The organism is Stenotrophomonas sp. PvP093, from assembly GCF_017876915.1.
Taxonomy (GTDB): Bacteria; Pseudomonadota; Gammaproteobacteria; order Xanthomonadales; family Xanthomonadaceae; genus Stenotrophomonas; species Stenotrophomonas muris.
The window spans coordinates 419,826-442,500 of the sequence record NZ_JAGIOX010000001.1; the positions used below are offsets into that span (position 1 = coordinate 419,826).

General features: G+C 68.7%; 20 protein-coding genes. 11 read left to right on the plus strand and 9 right to left on the minus strand.

Annotation, left to right across the window (positions count from 1 at the left end):
- Nucleotides 1–87: 87 nt before the first annotated feature.
- The 6 genes from J3A72_RS01915 to J3A72_RS01940 all read right to left on the minus strand — a co-directional run bounded on the left by J3A72_RS01915 (nt 88) and on the right by J3A72_RS01940 (nt 5,768).
- A complete protein-coding gene (locus tag J3A72_RS01915) occupies nt 88–486 on the minus strand; it encodes a hypothetical protein (protein WP_014648930.1) in 399 nt (132 codons plus the stop codon).
- A 94-nt stretch (nt 487–580) separates the two neighbouring features.
- Entirely contained in the window at nt 581–2,620 is a 2,040-nt protein-coding gene (locus J3A72_RS01920; protein ID WP_014648929.1) for an FUSC family protein, read from the minus strand.
- A gap of 3 nt (nt 2,621–2,623) precedes the next feature.
- Entirely contained in the window at nt 2,624–4,084 is a 1,461-nt protein-coding gene (locus tag J3A72_RS01925; protein ID WP_075075958.1) for an efflux transporter outer membrane subunit, read from the minus strand.
- Entirely contained in the window at nt 4,081–4,998 is a 918-nt protein-coding gene (locus tag J3A72_RS01930; protein ID WP_014648927.1) for an HlyD family secretion protein, read from the minus strand. The genes J3A72_RS01925 and J3A72_RS01930 overlap by 4 nt, the downstream gene beginning before the upstream one ends.
- A complete protein-coding gene (locus J3A72_RS01935) occupies nt 4,995–5,204 on the minus strand; it encodes a DUF1656 domain-containing protein (RefSeq protein WP_010487502.1) in 210 nt (69 codons plus the stop codon). Before J3A72_RS01935 ends, J3A72_RS01930 begins: the two co-directional genes overlap by 4 nt.
- Nucleotides 5,205–5,312: 108 nt before the next feature.
- A complete protein-coding gene (locus J3A72_RS01940; RefSeq protein ID WP_012481667.1) occupies nt 5,313–5,768 on the minus strand; it encodes a MarR family transcriptional regulator in 456 nt (151 codons plus the stop codon).
- Nucleotides 5,769–6,367: 599 nt separating this feature from the next.
- Here J3A72_RS01940 and folE point away from each other — a divergent pair.
- The 4 genes from folE to J3A72_RS01960 all read left to right on the plus strand — a co-directional run bounded on the left by folE (nt 6,368) and on the right by J3A72_RS01960 (nt 12,646).
- The gene (gene folE / locus J3A72_RS01945) at nt 6,368–6,979 is read left to right on the plus strand and encodes a GTP cyclohydrolase I FolE (RefSeq protein WP_004141296.1); all 612 of its coding nucleotides are present in this window, start codon (nt 6,368–6,370) and stop codon (nt 6,977–6,979) included.
- 112 nt (nt 6,980–7,091) lie between these two features.
- Nucleotides 7,092–8,561: a DUF3375 domain-containing protein gene (locus J3A72_RS01950; protein ID WP_032960145.1), complete on the plus strand. Its 1,470-nt coding sequence runs from the start codon at nt 7,092–7,094 to the stop codon at nt 8,559–8,561.
- On the plus strand, nt 8,548–9,249 hold the full coding sequence (locus J3A72_RS01955; protein WP_005421303.1) for a DUF4194 domain-containing protein: 702 nt from the start codon (nt 8,548–8,550) through the stop codon (nt 9,247–9,249). Before J3A72_RS01950 ends, J3A72_RS01955 begins: the two co-directional genes overlap by 14 nt.
- A gap of 16 nt (nt 9,250–9,265) precedes the next feature.
- Nucleotides 9,266–12,646 (plus strand): SbcC/MukB-like Walker B domain-containing protein, encoded by a 3,381-nt coding sequence (locus J3A72_RS01960; RefSeq protein WP_075076414.1) that lies wholly within the window; start codon nt 9,266–9,268, stop codon nt 12,644–12,646.
- Between the two features lie 96 nt (nt 12,647–12,742).
- Here J3A72_RS01960 and J3A72_RS01965 read toward each other — a convergent pair whose 3' ends face one another.
- Nucleotides 12,743–13,522, minus strand: coding sequence for a sulfite exporter TauE/SafE family protein (locus tag J3A72_RS01965; protein ID WP_032960169.1), 780 nt, complete (start codon nt 13,520–13,522; stop codon nt 12,743–12,745).
- Between the two features lie 102 nt (nt 13,523–13,624).
- On the opposite strand from J3A72_RS01965, the gene J3A72_RS01970 reads away from it, so the two are divergent.
- The gene (locus J3A72_RS01970; RefSeq protein ID WP_041863982.1) at nt 13,625–14,017 is read left to right on the plus strand and encodes a YchJ family protein; all 393 of its coding nucleotides are present in this window, start codon (nt 13,625–13,627) and stop codon (nt 14,015–14,017) included.
- 3 nt (nt 14,018–14,020) lie between these two features.
- On the opposite strand, the gene J3A72_RS01975 is transcribed toward J3A72_RS01970, so the two are convergent.
- On the minus strand, nt 14,021–15,301 hold the full coding sequence (locus J3A72_RS01975) for a GGDEF domain-containing protein (RefSeq protein WP_075076415.1): 1,281 nt from the start codon (nt 15,299–15,301) through the stop codon (nt 14,021–14,023).
- A 151-nt stretch (nt 15,302–15,452) separates the two neighbouring features.
- On the opposite strand from J3A72_RS01975, the gene egtB reads away from it, so the two are divergent.
- From egtB to J3A72_RS02005, 6 genes are all read left to right on the plus strand, one after another.
- Nucleotides 15,453–16,724 carry an ergothioneine biosynthesis protein EgtB gene (egtB, locus tag J3A72_RS01980; RefSeq protein WP_075076416.1) on the plus strand — a complete coding sequence of 424 codons (1,272 nt, stop codon included), beginning with the start codon at nt 15,453–15,455 and terminating at the stop codon, nt 16,722–16,724.
- Complete coding sequence (gene egtD, locus J3A72_RS01985) at nt 16,721–17,695, plus strand: L-histidine N(alpha)-methyltransferase (protein WP_049405566.1); 975 nt, start codon at nt 16,721–16,723, stop codon at nt 17,693–17,695. The genes egtB and egtD overlap by 4 nt, the downstream gene beginning before the upstream one ends.
- A gap of 84 nt (nt 17,696–17,779) precedes the next feature.
- A complete protein-coding gene (locus tag J3A72_RS01990; protein ID WP_014648917.1) occupies nt 17,780–19,027 on the plus strand; it encodes a lytic murein transglycosylase in 1,248 nt (415 codons plus the stop codon).
- Between the two features lie 61 nt (nt 19,028–19,088).
- Nucleotides 19,089–19,979: a D-hexose-6-phosphate mutarotase gene (locus J3A72_RS01995; protein WP_075076417.1), complete on the plus strand. Its 891-nt coding sequence runs from the start codon at nt 19,089–19,091 to the stop codon at nt 19,977–19,979.
- A gap of 26 nt (nt 19,980–20,005) precedes the next feature.
- Nucleotides 20,006–20,776, plus strand: a complete 771-nt coding sequence (locus J3A72_RS02000) for a DUF2628 domain-containing protein (RefSeq protein WP_032960164.1) — start codon at nt 20,006–20,008, stop codon at nt 20,774–20,776.
- A gap of 71 nt (nt 20,777–20,847) precedes the next feature.
- Entirely contained in the window at nt 20,848–21,393 is a 546-nt protein-coding gene (locus tag J3A72_RS02005) for a DUF2628 domain-containing protein (protein WP_075076418.1), read from the plus strand.
- Between the two features lie 23 nt (nt 21,394–21,416).
- Here J3A72_RS02005 and J3A72_RS02010 read toward each other — a convergent pair whose 3' ends face one another.
- Nucleotides 21,417–22,604, minus strand: coding sequence for a benzoate/H(+) symporter BenE family transporter (locus tag J3A72_RS02010; RefSeq protein WP_075076419.1), 1,188 nt, complete (start codon nt 22,602–22,604; stop codon nt 21,417–21,419).
- Nucleotides 22,605–22,675 lie beyond the last annotated feature (71 nt).

Sequence of the window (22,675 nt, forward strand, 5' to 3'; positions counted from 1 at the left end):
GTGGACCCGCCCCGCCAACCCACGGATAGCGCGCATTTGACGTTGCCGTTGATTCGGCAGGTGCAGGGCGCAGCCCTGCCGCCGCACCTATTCCGCGATCAACACCAGCCCATCCGGGAACACGATCGCCGCTTCATCGGCACTCACGTCGAAGAAGCCCACGCCGTGCTTTTCGGCCAAGTCCTGCACGCGGCCATGCGCACGCTCGGCCACCGAATAGGCAAACGCACCGTAGATCACCTGCTGGCCGATGCTGTACTCGGTCACCTCGGCGCGGTCGTCATCGTCGTTGCTCAATGGGCCGTTCAACGGCGGGAAGTCCTCCGCCATCTCCGCGAACCACGCCTGCAGCGCCGCGCTGCTGACTGCCGGGTCGTCGTACTCGTGGCGCTCGTTCCACTGCGTCTGCTTCTCGAACCAGGCGATGAAGGCTGCCGCCTCGCGTGGCGCGGCGCTGGCCTCGAACACCATCATGTCGTAACTCATTGGAGCTTCCTGTGCAGAGCAGGGGTCAGAGCCTTCGTCCGCGGCGAAGGACCCGACCCCGGCAACGGGGTCTGTGGACGCACAGGGTATCGCGCTACGGCTGTTCGGCTGCACTCATGGCCAGGCCCGGCGCCAGCGCCTTCGCCTCCGGGAACAGCGCGAAGCGCAGGCCGATCAGGCCCATCAGCGCCTCGTCGCGTGCCTTGCAGGCGGCTACGCTGCCGACCCGTCCCAGCGAGGTATCCAGCCGCTCGCGCAATGCGTCGGCCGCCACCATCGGCTTGCGTGCGGCAATCTGCCGCCGGTAGTGCGCGGCGATCTCCTCAAGAATGTGCTCGACCGCTTCGCGGCTGCGCTCGGGCAGTTCCAGCCGCGCGCGGCGCAGCTGCAGGATGTTCAGGCCAATGCGCGCTTCGTTGAGCATATCCACCGAGGCGATGTCGCTGCCCTCCGGGGTTGCCGCCAGGCGCGGCGCGAGCAGGCCCAGCAGGTCGAGCATGCGTGCGGCGAAGCGCTGGCGGTCCTGCTGGCCGCGCCCTTCGGCGGCCTCGGCCAGCGTAGTCCAGCCCTGCCGCACCAGCCGGCGCGCGGTCCACTCGGCACCCACCGAACGGAACAGGCGGGTCATCACCACCGCAAAGCCAATGCCGATGAACATCGCGATCGACGAGTTGAGGAAGGTCTGGATGTTGGCGCTGTAGGTGTTCTGCAGGCTCAGCAGCGCGGCCAGGTTCACCGTCAGCGGCAGTGCGAACAGCGCGCTCTTGGGGTGGTGCAGCATCAGCCCCAGCGGCAGGAACGCCACCGCCAGCACCAGCGCCAGCAGGCCGAAGTCGTGCACGGCCGGGAACACGCCGAACAGGTACACGCCGGCCACCACCGAGGCGACCATGGCCCACACCAGGAACGACACCATGCTCGGTGCCGGGTCGTCCTGCGCGGCGAAGAACGCCGCGGTCACCGCGGCCATCATCGCGCCGTTGCCACCGCCCTCCCAACCCAGCGCGATCCACAGCACGCAGTAGCTCATCAGTGCCACGCCGGCACTGAGCGCGGAGAACAGCGCCATGCCGTAGTCGACGTGCTTGTCAGCGGCTACGCGTTCGGTACGGATGCGGTAATGCGCGCGGTCCAGCGGCGCGGTGCCGTGGTCGATGGCGTGCTGCAGGGTGCGGCAGTCCTGCCACAGGTCCACCAGTTCCTCCAGGCGCAGCAGCAGGCTGGCCAGCTGCAGATGCTGCAGGTCGCGGTCCACCTGCGGCTTCAGGGCACTGATGCGCGCGCGCAGGCGGGCGTATTCACTGGCGTTGGTTGGGCCATCCAGCCAATCGTGGATGTCATCGACCAGCGCCGGCAGCCCTTCGGGCAGGGCCTGGCCGTCGCTGCGCAGCGCACTCAGGCGATCGGCAATCGAGGACAGCACTGGCAACAGCAGCAGCATGCGCTCACGCAGGCGCTCCATCGACACCGCAGACCCGGCATGGCGCGGATCATCGCGGCGCAGGAATTCGATCAGTGCCTCGAACTGCACCAGGTCGGCGGCCAGCCGGTTGCGCGGCGCGTGCGCGCGTCCACGTTCAAGGATCTGCCGGCACCACTGCGCGGCGTCCTCCATCCAGTTGCCGATGCGCGCGCGCAGCATCGGGCGTACCGAGGCCGGGAACAGCAGCGAAGCGGCCAGCACCGCCACGACCGTGCCGAGGATGATCTCCTCGCTGCGTGCCACCACCGTGTCGAAGATGGTCTCCGGCGAAGTCACCGCAGGGAAACCGATGAAGGCGGTGGTGTAGCCGGCCAGCAGGAACGCGTAGCCGCGCGGGCCGCGGTTGAGCAGGGCCATGAACAGGCAGCCGGCCAGCCAGATCGACATCGCCGCGCTCAGCACCAGCGGCGTTTCCACCAGCGCCGGCAGCACCAGCAGGGTGGCCAGGCCGGCCACCAGGGTGCCAACGATGCGGTACACGCCCTTGGCGCGGGTTGGGCCCAGCAGCGGCTGGCTGACGATGTACACCGTGCCCATCGCCCAGTACGGGCGCGACAGGTTGCCGGCCATGGCGATGTACAGCGCGGCCACCGCGGCCAGGTAGGTCTTGATCGAGAACAGCCAGGCCTGGCGGTCGGTCAGCGCGTTCATGGTTTACTTCGCTGCGGTCGAGGCGTTGGGCGCGGTGGCGCTTGCCTGCCAGCCACCGCCCAGCACCAGGAACAGATGGATCTGGTCGCGCGAGACCTGCGCTTCGGCGGCCGCCAGGGTGGCATCGCTGGTGGCCAGGCTGCGGTCGGCATCCAGGCTGGACAGGTACGGCGTACGGCCACCCTGGTACAGCCGGCGGTTCTGCTCGGCGGCCAGTGCGGCCTGCTCCTGCGCGATGCGCAGCGACTGCAGCCGGCGCAGGTCCTGCGCATAGCGGTCCAGCGCTGTCTGGGTCTCGCGCAGCGCCTGCAGCACGGTGTGGTCGAACTCGGCCAGCGCGGCATCGGCGCCCGCCTCGGCGGCGTGGATGCGTGCGTGCGTGCCGGAGGACGGCAGCGTCCACGAGATCAGCGGGCCGATCGACCACTGCTGGGTCATCGGCGTGCCGAAGTCTTCCAGCAGGCCGGCGGCACCCATCGAGGCACCCAGGCGGATGTCCGGGTACAGCTCGGCGGTGGCCACGCCGATCCGCGCGGTGGCCGAGGCCAGCTTGCGTTCGGCCTGGCGCACGTCCGGACGGCGCTGCAGCAGCGCACGCCCATCACCGACCGGCAGCGGCTGCGCCAGGCTGGGCGCGTGCGCGCAGTCGATCACGCCGGCCGGCAGCTGGCCCGGGGTCTGGCCCAGCAACGCGGCCAACGAATAGGCGGCCGCCGAACGCTGCGCGCGCAGCGGCGGCAGTGCCGCCTCCAGCAGCGCCACCTGGGCATTGGCGCGGGCCAGTTCCGGCGGCGTGCCACGGCCAGCCGCGATCAGGCGCTCGGTGACCGTACGGCTGCGTTGCTGCAGCTGCAGCGAATGTTCGACCACGTGCAGCTCGTGGTTGGCATGGCAGATTTCCAGATAGCTGTCGGCCACCTGCGCGACCACGCTGACCTGGGCCAGGTCGCGCGCGGCAGCAACGGACTGCTCGTCGGCACGCGCTGCCTCGGCGCCGCGCTTGAGCTTGCCGAACAGGTCGAACTGGTAGCTGACCGCGAACTTGCCATCGGCCAGGTTGATCACCGGCAGCTCGTGCTCCTGCAGGAACGATTCGGCCGACAGCTGCGCGCGGCTGACCCCGGCCTCGGCCTCGTACTCGAAGCCACCGGCGTCCAGCGCCTGCTCGTACACTGCCGCGGCACGGCGCAGGTGTGCATCGGCGGCCTTCAGCTCGACGTTGTCACGCAGCGCCTGCGTGATCAGGCCGTCCAGCACCGGGTCGTTGTACAGCGACCACCAGCGATCGGGCAGCGCCTGGTTGGCGGCCACCTGCGGGTTCTGCGTATCGATGAAGGCCGCATTGGCCTGCGGGCGCTTGAAGGCCGAGCCCTCCGGCAGGGCGTAATCCGGGCCGACGGTCTTGCAGGCCGCCAGGCTGGCCAGCGCAACGATCAGGCCGAGACGGGGCAGGGCGGCGTTCACAGGCCCGCCTGTGTCGGCGCAGTGCCGGCCTTGTCGTTGTGCGGATGGCGGCCGGTGTCCACGGTCACCGTGGCGGTACGGCCGGCGATCAGTTCCACGCCCTTGGGTACTTCGTCGATGGCGATGCGCACCGGAATGCGTTGTGCCAGCCGCACCCAGTCGAAGGCCGGGGTCACGTTCGGCAGCAGGGTGCTGCCGTTGCTGCGGTAGCGGTCTTCGATGCCGGCGGCGATGCTCTCCACATGGCCACGCAGCGGGGCCGACTCGCCCATCAGGCGGATGTCCACGCGCTGCCCCGGGGCCACGCCGCGCAGGCGGGTTTCCTCGAAGTAGCCATCGATGCGGAACGAGCCGGTATCCAGCAGCGCCAGCACCGGCTTGCCGGCTACCACGTAGTCGCCCACGCGCAGGGTGCGGTCGTTGACCCGGCCATCGGCCGGTGCGCGCACTTCGGTGCGGCCCAGGTTGAGCTCGGCCAGGTCGACCGCCGCCTGTGCGGTGGCCAGCGCAGCCTGTGCGGCCTGCAGCTTGGCGCGGCGCACTTCGGCGTCCTCGGCGGCGACCAGGTCCTGCAGGCTGCGGTCACGGCCGATCTCGCGGCGCAGCTGCGCCACCGATGCCTGGCGCTCGGCCAGGTTGGCGCGGGCCTGCTCCAGCGCGATGCGGTAGCGGGCGCGGTCGACCACGAACAGCAGGTCACCCTTCTTCACCGCCTGGTTGTCGGCCACCTGCACCGTTTCCACCAGCCCGGACACGTCCGGCGCCACCTGCACCACGTCGGCGCCGACATGGGCATCGCGGGTCCACGGCTCATCCATGTAATAGACCCACAGCTGGCGCAGCACCAGCAGGGCGATGATCACGGCTGCGGTGGTGAGCAGCACCGGCAGGGTCTTCTTCACGATCTTGTTCACGATTGCATCCAACGCAGGAGGTGGAACAGCAGGCCAAGCACGATCCCGTACAGGGCCAGGTTGAACAGCGCCGGGTGCCATACGTGGCGATAGGCGCCGGCACGCTGCAGCAGCGCGTGCAGGCCGCTGTTGACCAGGTAGGCCAACAACATCAGCCCGAGCAGGGTCGGGACGAACACTCCGTGGAGACTGAATTCACCGGGCATCGGTAGGGGCGGGGGCGAGATGGGGGAGGGGAGGAACAACGAAACAGCGGCAACGGGTAAAAGCCGCTGGCGTGTGCACGGCAGCGGCGGTATTCGGGGGCAGCGGTCTTACGTGATGCGGTCGGCGGCCTCGGCCAGCAGGCGCCATGCCTTCAGCACGGCGTGCAGTTCATCCATGGAAAGCTCGCCGAACACGTCCTGGCGCAGGCCGATCAACTGGTCTTCCAGCTCGCTGACCAGCGCATGGCCCGCGTCGGTCAGCCACAGCAGGTTGGCGCGGCGGTCGCTGGCGTCGCTCTCGCGGCGGACCAGGTCGCTGGCGCACAGCTTGTCCAGCAGGCGCACCAGGGAAGGACCCTCCATGCCCAGCTGCTGGGCCAGCGCCACCTGGCGGATGCCACCGCCGGAGCGGCCGATCATCAGCAGGGGCATGGTGCAGGCGGTGGAGATGCCGTAGCTGCCGAGCCGGCTGTCGGCCAGGCGCTGCCACTGCCGCCCTGCGTACAGCAGGCCGGAGCTGAGCTGCATCTGCAGCACGGTGCGCTCGTCGAGGGGTCGGTCCATAAGAGATAGATAGGATACTACTAATTTCATTCCTATCAATAGGTATTGCTGAATGGGTGGGCAGGAATACTGAGGAAAGCGTTGCGCCCGCTTGGTGTCGGGTGGGGCAGCGGGGGCCGGACGGTGCAGGACACGCCGCAAGTACGTCCCTGTAGGCTCGGCCGCGGCATCCATGCCGCGGACGGTCCTGCCCCGCCCGGCCCCCGCTGCCCTCCCATCACCCCGCGAGCGCGGTGGGTTGGCTCTTTAAAGGCCGGAGCAGTGCGGACCAACGGCCCGCACCCACCGCAGCAGCGGCCCGCGGTGCTTCCGAAGTCATGAACCCCCGCTTTTGCCCCCGCTTTCGGGCGGTCCGGCCGCGCCCGCAGGAAACCGTCGGAGAGGGGGAGGGGCAGGCCGGGCAGGACCGTCCACGGCATGGATGCCGTGGCCGAGCCTACAGGGACGTACTTGCGGCGTGTCCTGCCCGGCCTGCCCCTCCCCCCTCTCGCTCAGCAGCAACGAGGCGCCGGAAGAACCCCCCGATGAACCGTCCCAACAGGACGACCCACCCCCCGGTCGGGTACGATGCTCGCCCCCCGTTCGGGACGCTGTACGCAATGAGCAAGAACAACGAAAAGGCCGCCCCGCAGGGCGACGTGACCCAGGACCAGGCCGAGGATGCCGTGCGCACCCTGCTGCGCTGGGCCGGTGAGGACCCGTCCCGCGAAGGCCTGCTGGATACCCCCCGCCGTGTCGCCGAAGCCTATGGCGACTGGTTCAGCGGTTACCGCGACGACCCGCGCGCCTACATGGAGCGGACCTTCGAGGAAGTGGCCGGCTACGACGAACTGATCGTCCTGCGTGACATCGAGTACGAAAGCCACTGCGAGCACCACATGGCGCCGATCATCGGCCGCGTCCACGTCGGCTACCTGCCGGCCGGCAAGGTGGTGGGCATCAGCAAGCTGGCCCGCGTCGTCGAAGCCTACGCCCGCCGTTTCCAGGTGCAGGAGAAGATGACCGCGCAGATCGCCCAGTGCATCCAGGATGTGCTGCAGCCGATCGGCGTCGGTGTGGTCGTCGAAGGTGCCCACGAATGCATGACCACCCGCGGCATCCACAAGCGCGGCGTCAGCATGGTCACCTCGAAGATGCTGGGCAGCTTCCGCGACGACGCGCGTACCCGCGCCGAGTTCCTGCGCTTCATCGAAGTGGGCGGCAAGCGCTGAGCCGCTTGACCGCACTGCGCCGGCCTCTGCGGGCCGGCATGCCCACGGCTGCCCGCGCGGCCGCCGCGGGCGGCTGCTCGTCCCCGCCAGCCCTCATGACTCCTTTCGCTGCATGAAGCACCGCGAACGCATCTCCCGTTACCGCCATCTGCGCGAACAGCCCCAGTGGAAGCTGCTTGCCGCCGACCACGCCCCGGAAATCATCGGCCTGCTGCAGGGGCTGCTGATGGACGGCGAGCGCACGCTGCCGTCGTCGGTGCTCAACGAGCGCCTGCAGCGTGCGCTGGACCAGCTCAACGGGGACGAACTGTCGCGTGAGCTGCCGCGTACCGCGCAGGCCTACATCGCGCACTGGCTGGCCCAGGGCTGGCTGGAACGCCGCCTGCCCGAAGGCGCCGACCAGGAGCAGTACGAGCTGTCGACTGCGGCACTGCAGGCCATCCGCTTCGCCGATGGTCTTGAGCAGGCGCGCGTGGCCGCCACCGAAAGCCGCCTGGCGCTGGTCATCGAACAGCTCTCGCAGTTGGCCGCGCAGACCGAGTCCGACCCGGATGCACGCCTGTCAGCACTGCGCGACGAGCGCGACCGCATCGACGCCGAGATCGCCCGCGTCGGTGCCGGCCGCGTGGTCGCGCTGGATGGCAAGCGCGCGCTGGAGCGTGCGCGCCAGATCATCGGCCTGGCCGACGAGCTGACCGAGGATTTCCGTCGCGTGCGCGACGATTTCGAGCAGCTCAACCGCGACTTCCGCGAACGCATCATCGACGACGAGGGCGAGCGCGGCGATGTGCTGTCGCAGCTGTTCGAAGGCGTGGATGTGATCGGCGAGAGCGATGCCGGTCGCAGCTTCCAGGCCTTCTGGCGCCTGCTCAACGACGCCGAACAGAGCGCCCAGCTCGATGCCGCGCTGGAAGCGGTGCTGGCGCGTGGCTTCGCCCGCCGCCTGGACCGCAATGAACGCAACTTCCTGCGCGGCTTCACCAGCACCATGCTCGAGCGCGGTGGCCAGGTGCACGACGTGCTGCAGAATTTCGCGCGCAGCCTGCGTGGCTTCGTGCAGAGCCGTGGCTATCTGGAACAGCGCCGCCTCAACCAGCTGCTGAAGCAGGCGCAGTCCGAAGCGCTGGCCCTGCGTGACGAATTCCCCGCACAACGCGGCATCGGCCGCGACCTGCAGCTGACCACCAGCCGCCTGCGCTCGTGGTCGCAGTGGAAGCTGCACGATCCGCGCAGCGCCCAGGTCGATGGCAACGTCGAGTACAACGACGCCGCAGCCATCAGCCTGGAGAGCGTCGGTGATCTGGTCGCTTCGTCTGAAATCGACTTCCGCACCCTGCGCCGCGACCTGCACGACCTGCTCGATGCACAGCCGCGGCTCAGCATCGCCCAGGCACTGTCGCAGCGCGAAGCACCGCAGGGGCTCGGCAGCGTCATCGGCTACCTGTCGCTGGGCACGCGCTTCGGCAACGTGATCGCTGGTGAGCAGGAGCTTGCCGAATGGCGTGGTGGCGACGGCCAGGTCCGTCGCGCCCGCATCCCGCTGGTTTGGTTCACCCAGGAGAGACGCCATGAGCTGGCATGAAGATCCCATCGACGCACCGCAGGCCGACGTGGCGGAAGACGCCTACGAAGCCGAACCGGTGGCGGCCGTGGCGCAGCCCCGCCGTGGCAATGACGTGTATTACCTCGGCGACACCGGGCGCCTGCCGCTGGATGCACGCCGCGCGCTGTGCCAGCTGCTGATCGGCCCCAGCATCGACCAGCTGCGCCACGCCAAGCTGTGGCCGGCACTGATCCGCAGCGAGGCGGCCATCCGCTCCTCGCTGGCGGACCTGTTCCTGGAACTGGTGCTCGACCGTGACAGCGGCGTGGCCTTCACCCGCCAGGCCGATACCGAAGACGTGGATGCGCCGGTGCTGCTGCGCACCTCGCCGCTGACCTTCATCGATTCGGTGCTGCTGCTGTACCTGCGCCAGCAGCTGGCCGAGGCCGATGCGCGCGGCAACCGCGCGGTGGTCGCCGACGCCGAGATGGCCGAAGCGCTGGCCATCTACGAGAAGAACCTGTCCACCGACCGCGCCGGCTTCAACCGCCGTGTCGCCTCGGCGGTGCAGAAGATGAAGGACAACCACATCCTGACCCGCCTCAGCGGCCAGGAAGACCGCCACGAAGTCTCGCCGGCGCTGAAGCTGCTGTTCTCCGCCGAAGACGTATCCCAGCTTTCGGCGGTCTACCGCCAGCTGCGTGAAACCCCGGCCGCCGAGGCCTGAGAGACCCGACCATCGCATGGCTATCTCCAAGCACACTCCCGCCCTGTTCAACGAAGGCCTGCCGGACCCGCGCCTGCAGCAGTTCCGCATGCGTCGCCTGCAGGTACACAACTGGGGCACGTTCAACGGACTGACCGAAGTACCGATTGCCGAGCGTGGCTTCCTGTTCGTCGGCCGTTCCGGCTCGGGCAAGTCGACCCTGCTCGATGCCATGTCCGCGCTGCTGACGCCGCCGGCCATCGTCGATTTCAACGCCGCCGCGCGTGAAGCCGAGCGCAGTGGCCGCGACCGCAACCTGGTGTCCTACGTGCGTGGCGCGTGGGCCGACCAGCAGGACAGCGGCACCGGCGAAATCGCCACCCAGTACCTTCGCAAGGGCGCGACCTGGACTGCGCTGGTGCTGGAGTACCGCGCCGGCGATGGCCGCGTGGTCAGCCTGGTGCGCCTGCTGTGGATCTCCGGCAACGGCACCTCTGCCGGTGACGTGCGCAAGCACTACATGATCGCCGAGCGTCCGTTCGACATCGCCAAGGATCTTGGCGGCTTCGACCTGGACCTGCGCAAGCTCAAGCAGAAGCTGTCCGACCTGCACCACTTCGACACCTTCTCCGGCTACGCCGAGCGCTTCCGCGACCTGCTCGGCATCGACAACGAGATGGCGCTGCGCCTGCTGCACAAGACGCAGTCGGCGAAGAACCTGGGCGACCTCAACGTCTTCCTGCGCGACTTCATGCTCGACACGCCGAAGACCTTCGACGCCGCCGAGCGCCTGGTCAGCGACTTCGCCGAACTCGATGGCGCGCACCAGGCCGTGGTCACCGCCCGCCGCCAGGTGGAGACCCTGCTGCCGGCACGCGCCTACTACAACGACCTGAAGGAAATGCACCGCCGGCGCGGCGACGACGAAGCCCTCAAGCTTGGCGTCGACAGCTTCCGTGAAAGCCGCCGCCAGGCGCTGATCGAGGCGCGCCTGCGCGAGATGGACGTGCGTGACCGTGGCCTGCTCGGGGAAGAAGCCCAGCGCCGTGCCGCACTGGACAACCACACCGAGCGCCTGGCCGAACTGGAACTGCAGCGTCGCCAGCAGGGCGGTGAGCGCATCGAGGAACTGGAACGCGAGCAGGGCCGCGCCGAAGCCGAGCGTGACCGCCGCCAAGCCAAGCGCGAGCAGGCAAGCCTGGCCGCGCAGCAGCTCGGGGCTGAACTTCCGGACGACGCACACGGCTTCGCCGAGCTGGTCGAGCGTGCGCAGAACGAACTGCAGGACCGCCAGCGTGCCTCGTCGGCGCTGGACGATGCTATCAGCGATCGCCTGGGTGGCAAGCGCGATGACGAGCGCCGTTTCGGCGAAGTCCGTGCGGAACTCGAAGCGATGCAGCGCACGCCCTCCAACATCCCGGCGCCGATGCAGAAGCTGCGCGCGCGCCTGGCCGAGGAAACCGGCATTGCCGAGGCGGCGCTGCCGTTCGTCGGCGAGCTGATCCAGGTCCGCTCGGAAGAGCAGGGCTGGCAGGGTGCCATCGAGCGTGTGCTGGGTGGCTTCGCGCTGTCGCTGCTGGTCGATGACAAGCACTACAACGACGTCGCCGAGTGGGTGAATCGCACTCACCTGGGCATGCGCTTCACCTACTACCGTGTGCGCCGCAACGATGATGCGTTCGCGCGCGAGCCGTCGGCGAAGTCGCTGCTGCACAAGCTGGAGCTGCGCGAGCACGTATTCGAAAGCTGGCTGCGCCGTGAGCTCGGCAAGCGCTTCGACTACGAGTGCGTGGATGCCAAGCAGCTGCGCAACGTCGACCGCGGCATCACCCGAGAAGGCCAGGTCAAGCATCCCGGCGACCGCTTCGAGAAGGACGACCGCAGTGCGGTGGGCGACCGCCGTCGCTGGATCCTCGGCTTCAACAACCACGACAAGGTGGGCGCCTTCGAGCGCGAAGCCCAGGAACTGGCCAAGCGCATCGCCAGCTGCGAGACCGACATCGCGCGCCTGCGCGGCCAGCGTGACCGCGACAACGAGCGCCGGCTGGCCTGCCACGAGCTGGTCAGCATCAGCTGGAACGAGATCGACATCGCCGCCCCGCAGCAGCGGCTGAGCGATATCGAGGCCACCCTGCGCGACCTGCGCGAAGGCAATGCCGACCTGGCCAAGCTGGCCAAGCAGATCGACGCCGTGCGCGCCGACATCGAGCAGGCCCGCCGCACCTATGAAGACGTCCGCGTCGAGCGCGGCCAGCTGGTCAAGGAGCGCGATCGCCTCGACCGCGCCCGCCAGCAGAGCCGTGCGCTGGTGCTGCCGAGCCTGGCCCAGGAGCAGGAAGCCGGGCTCGCCGAGCGCCTGCAGGAGCAGGGCCCGCTCAGCCTGGAAACGCTGGAGGCGCACATGCGCCAGGTCAGCAACGCGCTGAACGAGCAGCTGTCGACCTCGCAGCAGGACCTCAACCGCATCGAGAACCAGCTGATCGGTTGCTTCCGTCGCTTCATCCAGCAGTGGCCGGAGGAATCGGGCGACTTCACCGTATCGGTGGCCTCGGCCGAGGATTTCCTTGCCCGTCTCGAGCGCCTGGAGCGCGACGGCCTGCCGCAGCACGAAGAGCGCTTCTTCGATCTGCTGCAGAACCAGAGCAAGAACAACCTGCTGGCCCTGCAGCGCCACAGCGCCGAGGCCCGCAAGTCGATCGGCCAGCGCCTGGACGAAGTGAACGCCAGCCTGGAGCAGGTGCCGTTCAACCGTGGCACGCTGCTGACCATCGAACTGAGCGACCGCCGCCTGCCGGAAGTCGGCGAGTTCCACCTGCAGCTGCGCGAGGTGCTGGCGCAGCAGCAGACCGAGCAGCGCGAGCTGGCCGAATCGCAGTTCACCGTGCTGCGCCAGCTGGTCAACCGCCTGGGTTCGCAGGAAGGCGAGGACAAGCGCTGGCGCGAGCTGGTGCTGGACGTACGCATGCACGTGGAGTTCATCGGCGTCGAGCTGGATGCGGAAACGCGCCAGCAGGTCGAGATCTACCGTAGTGGCGCGGGCAAGTCCGGTGGCCAGCGCCAGAAACTGGCCACCACCTGCCTGGCTGCGGCACTGCGCTACCAGCTCGGCGGCGCCGACAGCCAGCTGCCCAGCTACGCCGCCGTCGTGCTCGACGAAGCCTTCGACAAGGCCGACAACGAGTTCACCGCGCTGGCGATGAACATCTTCGACAACTTCGGTTTCCAGATGGTGGTCGCCACCCCGCTGAAGTCGGTGATGACGCTGGAGCCGTTCATCGGTGGCGCCTGCTTCGTCGAGATCAGCGGCCGCCACGACTCCGGCGTGCTGCTGATCGAGTACGACGAAGAAGGCAAGCGCCTGAAGCTGCCCGAGCGCAGCCGCCAGCAGGCCAACGAACCGGAAGAAGCCGAAGCCTGACCCGGTCGATTGAATGGGGATGCCGGCCAGCGGCCGGCACTACCCATGGGCAGCGTTCATGACCCGGTAGTGCCGGCCGCTGGCCGGCAACCGCATTCACGCACCGCGGAAGGTATCCCACGCCATCCGCGCGATCAGTACCACCACCAGCCCCACGAACAACTTGCGGATGAACGGCGTGCCGCCCTTCAACGCCAGGCGCGTGCCCACCACCGAGCCGATGATGTTGGCCGCCGCCATCGGCAGCGCGAACAGCCACAGGATGTTGCCGGTCGGTACGAAGAACGAGATTGCCGCCACATTGGTCGCCAGGTTCACCACCTTCGACGCCGCTGACGCACGCAGGAAATCCAGGCCGAAGAAGCGCACGAACAGGAAGATCAGGAAGCTGCCGGTGCCCGGCCCGAAGAAGCCGTCGTAGAAGCCGATCGCCGCACCGATCGCCAGCGCGATCGCCAGTTCGCGGCGGCCGATCTCCTGCGGCCGGTGCAACGCGCCGAAGTCCTTCTTCCACAACGTGTAGGCCAGCATCGCGATCAGCAGCACCAGCACCAGTGGGCGCACCGCGTCCTTGGGCAGCAGGCTCACCGCGGTGGCCCCGGCGAAGGAGAAGATGAAGGCGGTACCGGCCGCGAACAGTACCGGCTTCCACGGGAAGCGCACGTTGCGCGCATAGCGCCAGGCGGCCGCACCGGTACCGAACATCGAACTGAACTTGTTGGTACCGAACAGCATCGCCGGCGTCTGCTGCGGCAGCACCGTGAACAGGCCGGGCAGCTGCACCAGGCCACCGCCACCGACGGCGGCATCCACAAGGCCGGCGATGAAGGCGATCACCACCAGCCACCACAACTCAGGGGGAACCAGTTCCAGCACGGCGATCAATCAAGGAGGGGGCGCGACAGCATACGCCTGTCCTGCTCCGGGCGACTGCGGCCCCGCGTGGATCAATCCCGGCAACCCGGCGACAATGCCGGCATGAGCCGAAAACCCGCCGATCCCTGCCCCTGTGGCCTTCCCGCCGACTATGCCGCCTGCTGTGGCCGTTTCCATGCCGGTGAAGCCGCGCCTGATGCAGAGCACCTGATGCGTTCGCGCTACAGCGCCTATGTGCGTGGCCTGGCTGACTACCTGCGCCAGTCCTGGCATCCGGACACGCGTCCGGCCGAGCTGTCGCTGGACGATGCCCCCGGCCAGCGCACCCATTGGCTGGGCCTGACCGTGCACGAGCACACTGTCACTGGTGCTGACAGCGCCGAAGTCCGCTTCACCGCGCGCTACCGCATCGGCGGCGGCAGCGCGGTAAGGATGACCGAGCACAGCCGCTTCCAACGCATCGACGGCCGCTGGTACTACCTCGACGCGGTCTGAGCACTACGCGCTGTGCGCTGCCAGAACGCGCTGGCCGCCGTGCGCGCGCACCTGGTTGCGGCCCCCGTCCTTGGCCACATACAGGGCCTGGTCGGCGGCCTTGACCACGGCCATCGGCCGCGGATCCACGCGGCTGTCGGCCAGCCCGATGCTCACCGTCACCTGTACCACCTGGCCGCTGCCACCGCGTCCCCGCCGCTGGCGGCCGGCTTCGTCGTCACGGCTGCGGGTGCTGCGGTCGCGAAGCTGCATGCGGGTGTCCTCGATGCTCTGCCGCAATGCTTCCACGGCATCGACACAGGCTGCCGCCGGCCGGTCCAGGAACACCACCGCGAACTCCTCGCCGCCATAGCGGAACGCACGGCCACCGTCGCCCACCCGCGCCAGCCGCGACGCCACCAGGCGCAGCACATCGTCGCCGGTGTCGTGACCATGGGTGTCGTTGAATGACTTGAAGTGGTCAACGTCCACCATCGCGATGCTGTAGGTACCGCGTGCCCGCTGCAGGGTCTCGTTGAACGCCCGTCGCCCCGGCAGGCCGGTCAGCTCATCGCGGAAGGCCATGTGGAAGGATTCCTGCAGCATCGCGCCCAGCATCAGCAGCAGGGCGGCACTGCTCAGCGCCGGCAGCAGCACCGGCTGCAGGAAGATCCGCGGCAGCATCCACCACAGGCACAGCAGGGCCAGCAGCATTGCCGTGTGCAGTGGCCTCGGATGCCGCCACGCCTGCCAGCCCAATGCTGCGGTCGCCAGCAGGAACAGCAGCGCCGGCAACTGCGCCAACGCGTTCCAGTTGGCGGGAATCCAGGCCCAGTGACGGTTCGACAGCAGATCGTGCATCCCCTGCGGCTGCTGTGCCGCCAGCAGCAGGAAGATCATCAGCGCCGCGCCGCACACTACGCTGCGCAGCAGCAGGTCCTGGCGTCGGCGTCCGCGTTCCGGCCATAGTGCCAGTCCGGCGAACAGCAGCGGCACCCACGCGGAGATCGCGTGGAAGCGCAGCGGGGTCAGGGCGTCGACATGGCCGCTGCGCAGGTAGCCACCGACGTCCCGGTGCAGCAGGGCGAATACCACCGCCACCACCAGCAGCAGGCACAACGTGCGCATCTGGTGGTAGAGCAGGGCCAGGCCTGCACCGAGACAGGCCAGCAGCCAGGGCAGGATGCGCTGCGCCGGGCTGGCGACATCCTCGGTGCCCAGCGCCATCCACAGCACCAGGACGACCAGCACGGCGGGCAGCACGAACAGGTAATGCGCAGGCTGGCGGAGCGGATGCAGGGGCACGCGGTAAGTCCAGTGCGGTGACGATGCGGCCGCAACATTGCCGTTAGCGGCGTCCCCACGCGCTTCTTGAATGCGCGTGCCCGCTGTCATGTGAACGTGGTGATGTGGTGCCATGACGTTGCGCTCACCGTCCTGCGCCGATGCTTCCGGCATGGACAGCGTACCCACCGCCGTCGCTGCCCCGCAGCGCGATCTCGCCCGCCGCTTTGCACAGGTGCGGGCGCGCAGCCTGCAGCTGGCCGCGCCGCTCAGTGCCGAGGACGCCATGCTGCAGAGCATGGCCGACGCCAGTCCCAGCAAGTGGCACCTGGCCCATACCACCTGGTTTTTCGAACGCTTCGTGCTGGCCGGTTTCGCCACCACGCCCGCGCATGACCCGGCCTGGGACTATCTGTTCAACAGCTATTACAAGAGCATCGGCCCGGCGCATGCGCGGCCGCAGCGCGGTCTGCTGTCGCGGCCCTCGCTGCAGCAGGTGAGCGACTACCGGCAACAGGTCGACATGCAGGTGCAGTCACGGCTGGCAGCCGGTGACCTCGACGCGCAGGCGCTGCACCACCTGCAGTTGGGTCTGCAGCACGAACAACAGCACCAGGAACTGCTGTTGACCGACATCAAGCATGCGTTCTGGTGCAATCCACTGCAGCCACCGTATCGCGACGACCTGCGGCCCGTTGCCAGCACCGCCGCGACGCAGGGCTGGATCGAATCGCCCGAACGCATCGTCACCGTCGGTGCCGCGGCATGGCCCCGGCACGCCGCCTTTGCCTACGACAACGAATCGCCGCAGCACCGCGTGCTGCTGCCCGCGCATGCCCTGGCCGAGCGTCCCGTCAGCAATGCCGAGTACCGCACCTTCATCGAGGCAGGGGGGTACCGCGAACCGCGCTGGTGGCTCAGCGAAGGCTGGGCGCTGCGAGAAGCCGAAGGCTGGCAGCACCCCCTGTACTGGGATGATGCCCTGCAGCGCGAGTACACCCTGGGTGGTTGGCGCGAGCTGGATCCGCATGCGCCGGTCTGCCACCTCAGTTACTACGAGGCCGATGCCTGCGCCCGCTGGGCCGGTGCGCGCCTGCCCAGCGAGTTCGAGTGGGAAGCGGCCGCCGCGTCGCAGCCCCTGCGCGGTCATTTCGCCGATGACGATCACCTGCACCCGCAGGCAGCCGGGGGCAGTGGGCTGCGGCAGCTGTTCGGTGATGTCTGGGAATGGACCGCCAGCGCCTATGGTGCCTACCCGGGCTTCCGCTCTTTTGACGGCAACCTCGGCGAATACAACGGCAAGTTCATGTGCGGGCAATGGGTGCTGCGCGGCGGCAGCTGTGCCACGCCCCGTGGCCATGTGCGCGCCAGCTACCGCAATTTCTTCATGCCGCCGGCGCGCTGGCAGTTCTCCGGACTGCGCCTGGCCAGGGACCTCATATGAGCACGGTGCATGACGCGCTGCAGGCGCTGACCGACCTGACCCCCAGCCGCCAGCAGATCCTGGCCGATGCGCTGGCCGGTCTGTCATGCGCATCGCGGCAGCTGCCTTCCAAGTACTTCTACGATGCCCGCGGCTCGCGTCTGTTTGAACAGATCACCCAGACCCGCGAGTACTACCCCACGCGCACCGAGCTGGCGCTGCTGGCGCGGGTGCTGCCCGATATCGCGCGCGTGGTCGGCCCGCGCCTGCATGTGGTGGAGCTGGGCAGCGGCAGTGGCCGCAAGACCGCGTTGCTGCTGGCCGCGCTGCAGGATCCGGTGGCCTATACGCCGATCGAGATCTCGCGGGCCGCACTGCTGTCCAGCATCGACCACCTGGCGCCGGCGCTGCCCGAGGTCGAGATGCTGCCGGTCTGCGCGGACTTCACCCGCGCCGTCGCCGTGCCCATGCCCGAACGCGAACCCGCGCGACGGCTGCTGTTCTTCCCCGGTTCCACATTGGGCAATTTCGCCGAAGCGGAGGCCGTCGCCCTGCTGCGGGCGATGCGCCAGACGATGGGCCGCGACGGCCTGGCCCTGATCGGCATCGACCTGCACAAGGACACGGCGCTGATCGAAGCGGCCTACAACGATGCGCAGGGCGTCACTGCGGCATTCACCCTCAATCTGCTGGCCCGCCTCAACCGCGAGATCGGAAGCGATTTCGATCTCGATGGATTCCGCCACCGCGCCCGTTACAACACCGCGCGGCTGCGCATCGAAACCGACCTGGTCAGCCAGTGGCCGCAGGACGTCCACCTCGGTGGCCGCACCTTCCACTTTGCTGCCGGTGAACCCATCCGCGTCGAGTACAGCCACAAGTACACCGATGACAGCTTCGAGGCGCTGTTGCAGCAGGCGGGCCTGCAGGTCGCACAGCGTTGGGATGCCGAAAGTCCCGCCTATGGCCTGCGCCTGCTGCGCGTTGCCTAGGGGGGACGGCCAGCCGGTGCCCCTTCAGGTTCGGCCGCACTGCTGCCCCTAAGATGGCCATGCAACGGCAACACGGAGGACGCCATGCCCATTCTGACCACGCTCGGCCTGGCGGCCGCCCTCGCGTCGACCCCGACGCTGCCTGCGGCCCCCGCCGCCAGCAACGATCCGGCGTTCAGCCGCTGCCTGGCGGGCTTGCAGGCCACCGCCGCAACCCAGGGCATCGGCGCCGACCGTTTCAACGAGATCACCACCGGGCTCACGCCGGACCCGAGCGTGCTCGGACTGCTGGACGCACAGCCGGAATTCACCACGCCGATCTGGGATTACCTGGCCGCGCTGGTCGACCGCCAGCGCGTCGATGATGGCCGCACCCTGCTGCAGCAACATCGCGATCTGCTCGATCGCGTCTCCGCGCAGTATGGCGTCGACCCGGCCACCATCGTCGCGGTCTGGGGGGTGGAGAGCGACTATGGCCGCGTCTTCGGCAAGCGCCCGCTGCTGCAGTCGCTGGCCACGCTGTCCTGCGCCGGCCGCCGCCAGGCCTTCTTCCGTGGCGAACTGCTGGCGCTGCTCAAGCTGATCGACCGCGGCGACCTGCAGGCCCAGGGGCTCACCGGTTCCTGGGCCGGCGCCTTCGGGCATACGCAGTTCATGCCCAGCACCTACGCACGTATCGCGGTCGATGGTGATGGCGATGGCCGCCGCGATCTGGTCGGCAGCATTCCCGACGCGCTGGCGTCCACCGCCAACTACCTCAAGCGTGCGGGTTGGCGCAGTGGCGAACCGTGGGGCATGGAGGTCCGTGTTCCCCCCGGCTTCAATGCCAGCCAGGCGGGCCGCACCCAACGTCGAGCCCTCGCCGATTGGCGCGTGCAGGGCGTGACCGCGCTGGATGGCAGCGCGCTGGGGCCGCCCAATCTGCCGGCCGACGCGCGCGCCGCCCTGCTGCTGCCGGCCGGCATCAAGGGCCCGGCGCTGCTGGTGTTCCGCAACTACGATGCGATCTACAGCTACAACGCCGCCGAAAGCTATGCACTGGCCATCGCCACGCTGGCCGACCAGCTGCGCGGCGGCACCGGCCTGGCCACCGCCTGGCCGACCGATGATCCCGGCATCGGCCGCGATGAACGCCGCCAGCTGCAGACCCTGCTGCTGGCCCGCGGCCACGACATCGGCAGCGCGGACGGCATGATCGGCACCGCCACGCGTCGCGCGATCCAGGCCGAGCAGCAGCGCCTGGGCTGGGCCAATGCGGATGGGCGCGCCGGCCAGCGCATCCTGCGCGCGTTGCAGCAGGAGGCAGCCGCAGGGACGCCTGCCACCCGCTAGACCTTGCCGATCACAGGCTGGCCGCGACATCATCGCCGCGGTCTTCAAGGAGCGTCATAGCATGCAGTCGAACCCGGACATCAGCACCGGCCTGTACCACGGGCTCGAGGCCTGGCAGATACGCACGCCCAGCGCCACCGCGGTCATCAGCGTGTTCGGCGGACAGCTGCTGTCGTTCATCCCGGAGGGGCAGCCGGACCTGCTGTGGCTGTCGCCAAAACGGGCCGGGCTGCCCACGCCGATCCGGGGTGGCGTTCCAGTGTGCTGGCCGTGGTTCGGTCGCCAGGGCCAGGGTGATGACGTGCCGGCACACGGCCTGGTACGCACCGCGCGCTGGGAGCTGCTGCAGGCCCGCCAGGACGATGACGCTGAACTGGAGCTGCAGCTGGCGCCCCTGTCGATTGCCGAGTGTGGCCTGCGCCTGCAGATGCAGCTGCGCATCGGTCGCCAGCTGCGCCAGCAGTTGACCACCGAGAACACCGGCCCGTCCCCGGTAGCTTTCACACAGGCCCTGCACAGCTACTTCCGGGTAGGCGATGCCCGTCGTGTCGAGGTTGATGGCCTCGATGGCCTGCACTATCTGGACAAGTACGAGGATTACACGCAGCTGCGCCGGCAGCAGGGGCCCTGGTCGCTGCGTGACCCGCGCGATCCGGGGCGCAGCGACCGCATCTATACCGGTGCCGGTGGCCACTACGTGCTTCGCGATCCCGTCCTGCAGCGGCGGATCGAGATCCGCAGCGAAGGCAGCCAGACCCTGGTGGCGTGGAATCCGGGCGCGGAGGCAGCGGCGAAGATGGCCGATGTCGGCGACGGTTGGCACGATTACGTGTGCCTGGAAGTAGCCAATGCCGGGCCGGAGCAGATTGCCCTTGCACCCGGCGCGCGCCACCAGCTGGTGCAGGTACTGGCCAGTGAACCGCTGCAGGCCGTGGCGGGGTGTTCGGAGTAACCATGGGATCGACAGGAATGGATGGCATGCAGGACGCACAGTGGTGGTACGCCAACAGCAAGCAGAGCGAAGGGCCGGTGGACCTGGCCGGGCTGCGCCGTCTGCAGCAGGACGGCACGGTAACCGCCCGTACGCTGATGTGGCGGGAAGGAATGGCATCGTGGCGGCCGCTGGCCGAGCTGGATCCTTCGGTGGCGCCGATGGATCCGACCCCGCCGTCGATTGAACCGGCGCAGGCCGTCAGCGCCAGCGGCGCATCGACCGCTGATCCGTCCGACCCCTATCGTGCGCCGGCAGCTTCGCCGGTGGCCGCGACCGCGCCGCAGCTGGAAGGCGACATCGCCTTGTACGCCGCCGTGGTCGGCGGCAACTTCCCGATCTATCGACAGCGCTGGCGGCTCGACCAGGGCATTGCCGACGGCAACGGCACCTGGCACTGGCCGGCGTTCCTGATCGGCGTGATCTGGATGGTGTACCGCAGGATGTACCGGCTGGCAGCGATCTGGGCCGGCGTGCTGGTGTTCTTCAGCATCGCCGAGGCGTTGCTGGGCGTTCCGGAAGGCGTGTCGACGGTCATCACCCTCGTCATCAACATCACCGCCGCGGTGTATGCCAACCGCTGGTACCTGGCGCATTGCCAGCGTGAGATCGCCCGCGCGCGCGCGTTGGTGGGAGATGACGAGGCGCGCCTGCGCAGCGAGCTGGCCAGACGGGGTGACACCAATGCACTGGCGGCGGCGGTGGTGGCCATCGCCGTCGTTGCGGTGATGCTGGTGGGGCAGGCGCTGGCAGGCTGAGGCCGGGAAGGCTTCAGATCCAGCGGTGGCTGCCGCTACCGCGGGATCGTCCTGGGCAAGGAATCGCCGACATGAATCATCTGGATACTCCGCCGGTTTCCCCGGCGGATGACAATCCCTATCTTGCGCCCGCCACAGAGGTGGACGACGCGCCCGCTCCGTCCGACGCGGACTACCTGAACCTCCTCGTCGGCCCCAACGCGGCGCTCTATCGCCAGCGCTGGCACCTGGGCAGCCCGGTGCCGAAGCCGCCGCGACCGTGGCACTGGCCCGCCTTCCTGGTGCCGACGTACTGGCTGCTGCACCGGAAGATGTACCTGGCAGCCATCCTCTTCGAGCTGGTCCTGATCGGCATCGCGCTGCTGGCGGCCCGCGCCAACCCGCTGCTCACGGTGGCGTTGCTGGCGGTGCCTCGGTTCGCCATCGCGGTGACCGCCAATACCCTGTGCCTGCGCTACTGCACGCGACTGCTGGGCAAAGTGAAGGCTGCCCACGCCGGGCAGCACAACCGCATCCGTGCCGAACTGCAGCGTCGTGGCGGCACCAGCGTGTGGGCGGTGGTGATCGGCATGGCGGCCAACGCGGTGATCAATACCGTCGCCCGCATGGCGGCCTGATCATGCCGGCCTGATAGGGTTGCTCAGGCCGTTGTCCGTGCCCGCAACACCAGCAGGCACAGCGCACCGGCCAGCAGTCCCCAGAACGCCGAGCCGATCCCGGCCAGGGAAACTCCGGAGGCGGTAACAAGGAAGGTGACCAGCGCCGCCTCGCGGTCGCGCTCCACCGCCAATGCACTGGCCAGGCTGTTGCCGATGGTGCCGAACAGCGCGATACCGGCCACGCAGGCCACCAGCTCCCTGGGGAAGGCCGCGAACAGTGCGGCCACCGTGGCGCCGAACAGCCCGATGACAATGTAGAAGGCGCCGGCCGCCATCGCTGCGGTGTAGCGGCGCGCCGGATCCTCGTGCGCATCGCGGCCCATGCAGATGGCGGCGGTGATCGCCGCCAGGTTCAGTGCATACGCACCGAACGGCGCCAGCAGCGTATTGACTGCACCGATCCAGCCGATCAACGGCGACACCGGGGCGTCGTAGCCGGACGCGCGCATCACCGCCACACCGGGAATGTTCTGCGAGGCCATGGTGACCACGAACAGGGGCAGGGCAATGCCGGCCACGGCGGTCCACGACAGCGAGGGCGTCACCCACTGCGGGATCGCCAGTTGCAGATGCACCTGCTGGGCGTGCAGCAGGCCACGGCTCGCGGCGACGGCGATGCCGACCAGCAATGTGGCGATCACCGCATAGCGCGGGAACAGCCGGCGCCCGGCCAGCCAGGTGGCGAACATTGCCAGCGCGAGCACCAGCTGGGTGTTCATGGCGACGAACACATCCAGCCCGAAGCGCAGCAGCACACCGGCCAGCATGCCGGCGGCCAGCGCCATCGGTACCCGTTGCATCAGTCGCGCGAAGACCCCCGAGAAACCCGCAAGCAGGCCCAGCACGGCGGCCAGCAGGAATGCGCCCGTGGCCTCGGAGAGCGAAGCACCGCCGGCACCCACCACCAGCATCGCTGCACCCGGGGTCGACCACGCTGTCACCACCGGCACCCGATAGCGCAGCGACAGGCCAATGCAGGTCACGCCCATGCCCAGCCCCAGCGCCCACATCCAGGAGGCGATCTGCGCCTGGTCGGCACCGACGGCCTGTGCCGCCTGGAACACGATCACGGCCGAGCTGGCGAAGCCCACCAGTACCGTAATGAAGCCAGCGACGATTGCCGGCATCGAAAGATCGCGCCACCACGCGCGCCGCACCTGCATGCTCATTGCCCTGTCTCCACTGTGCATCCCTGCATTGATAAGGGTTTCGGCGTTGACCGCGCAACGCGCGGGCAACG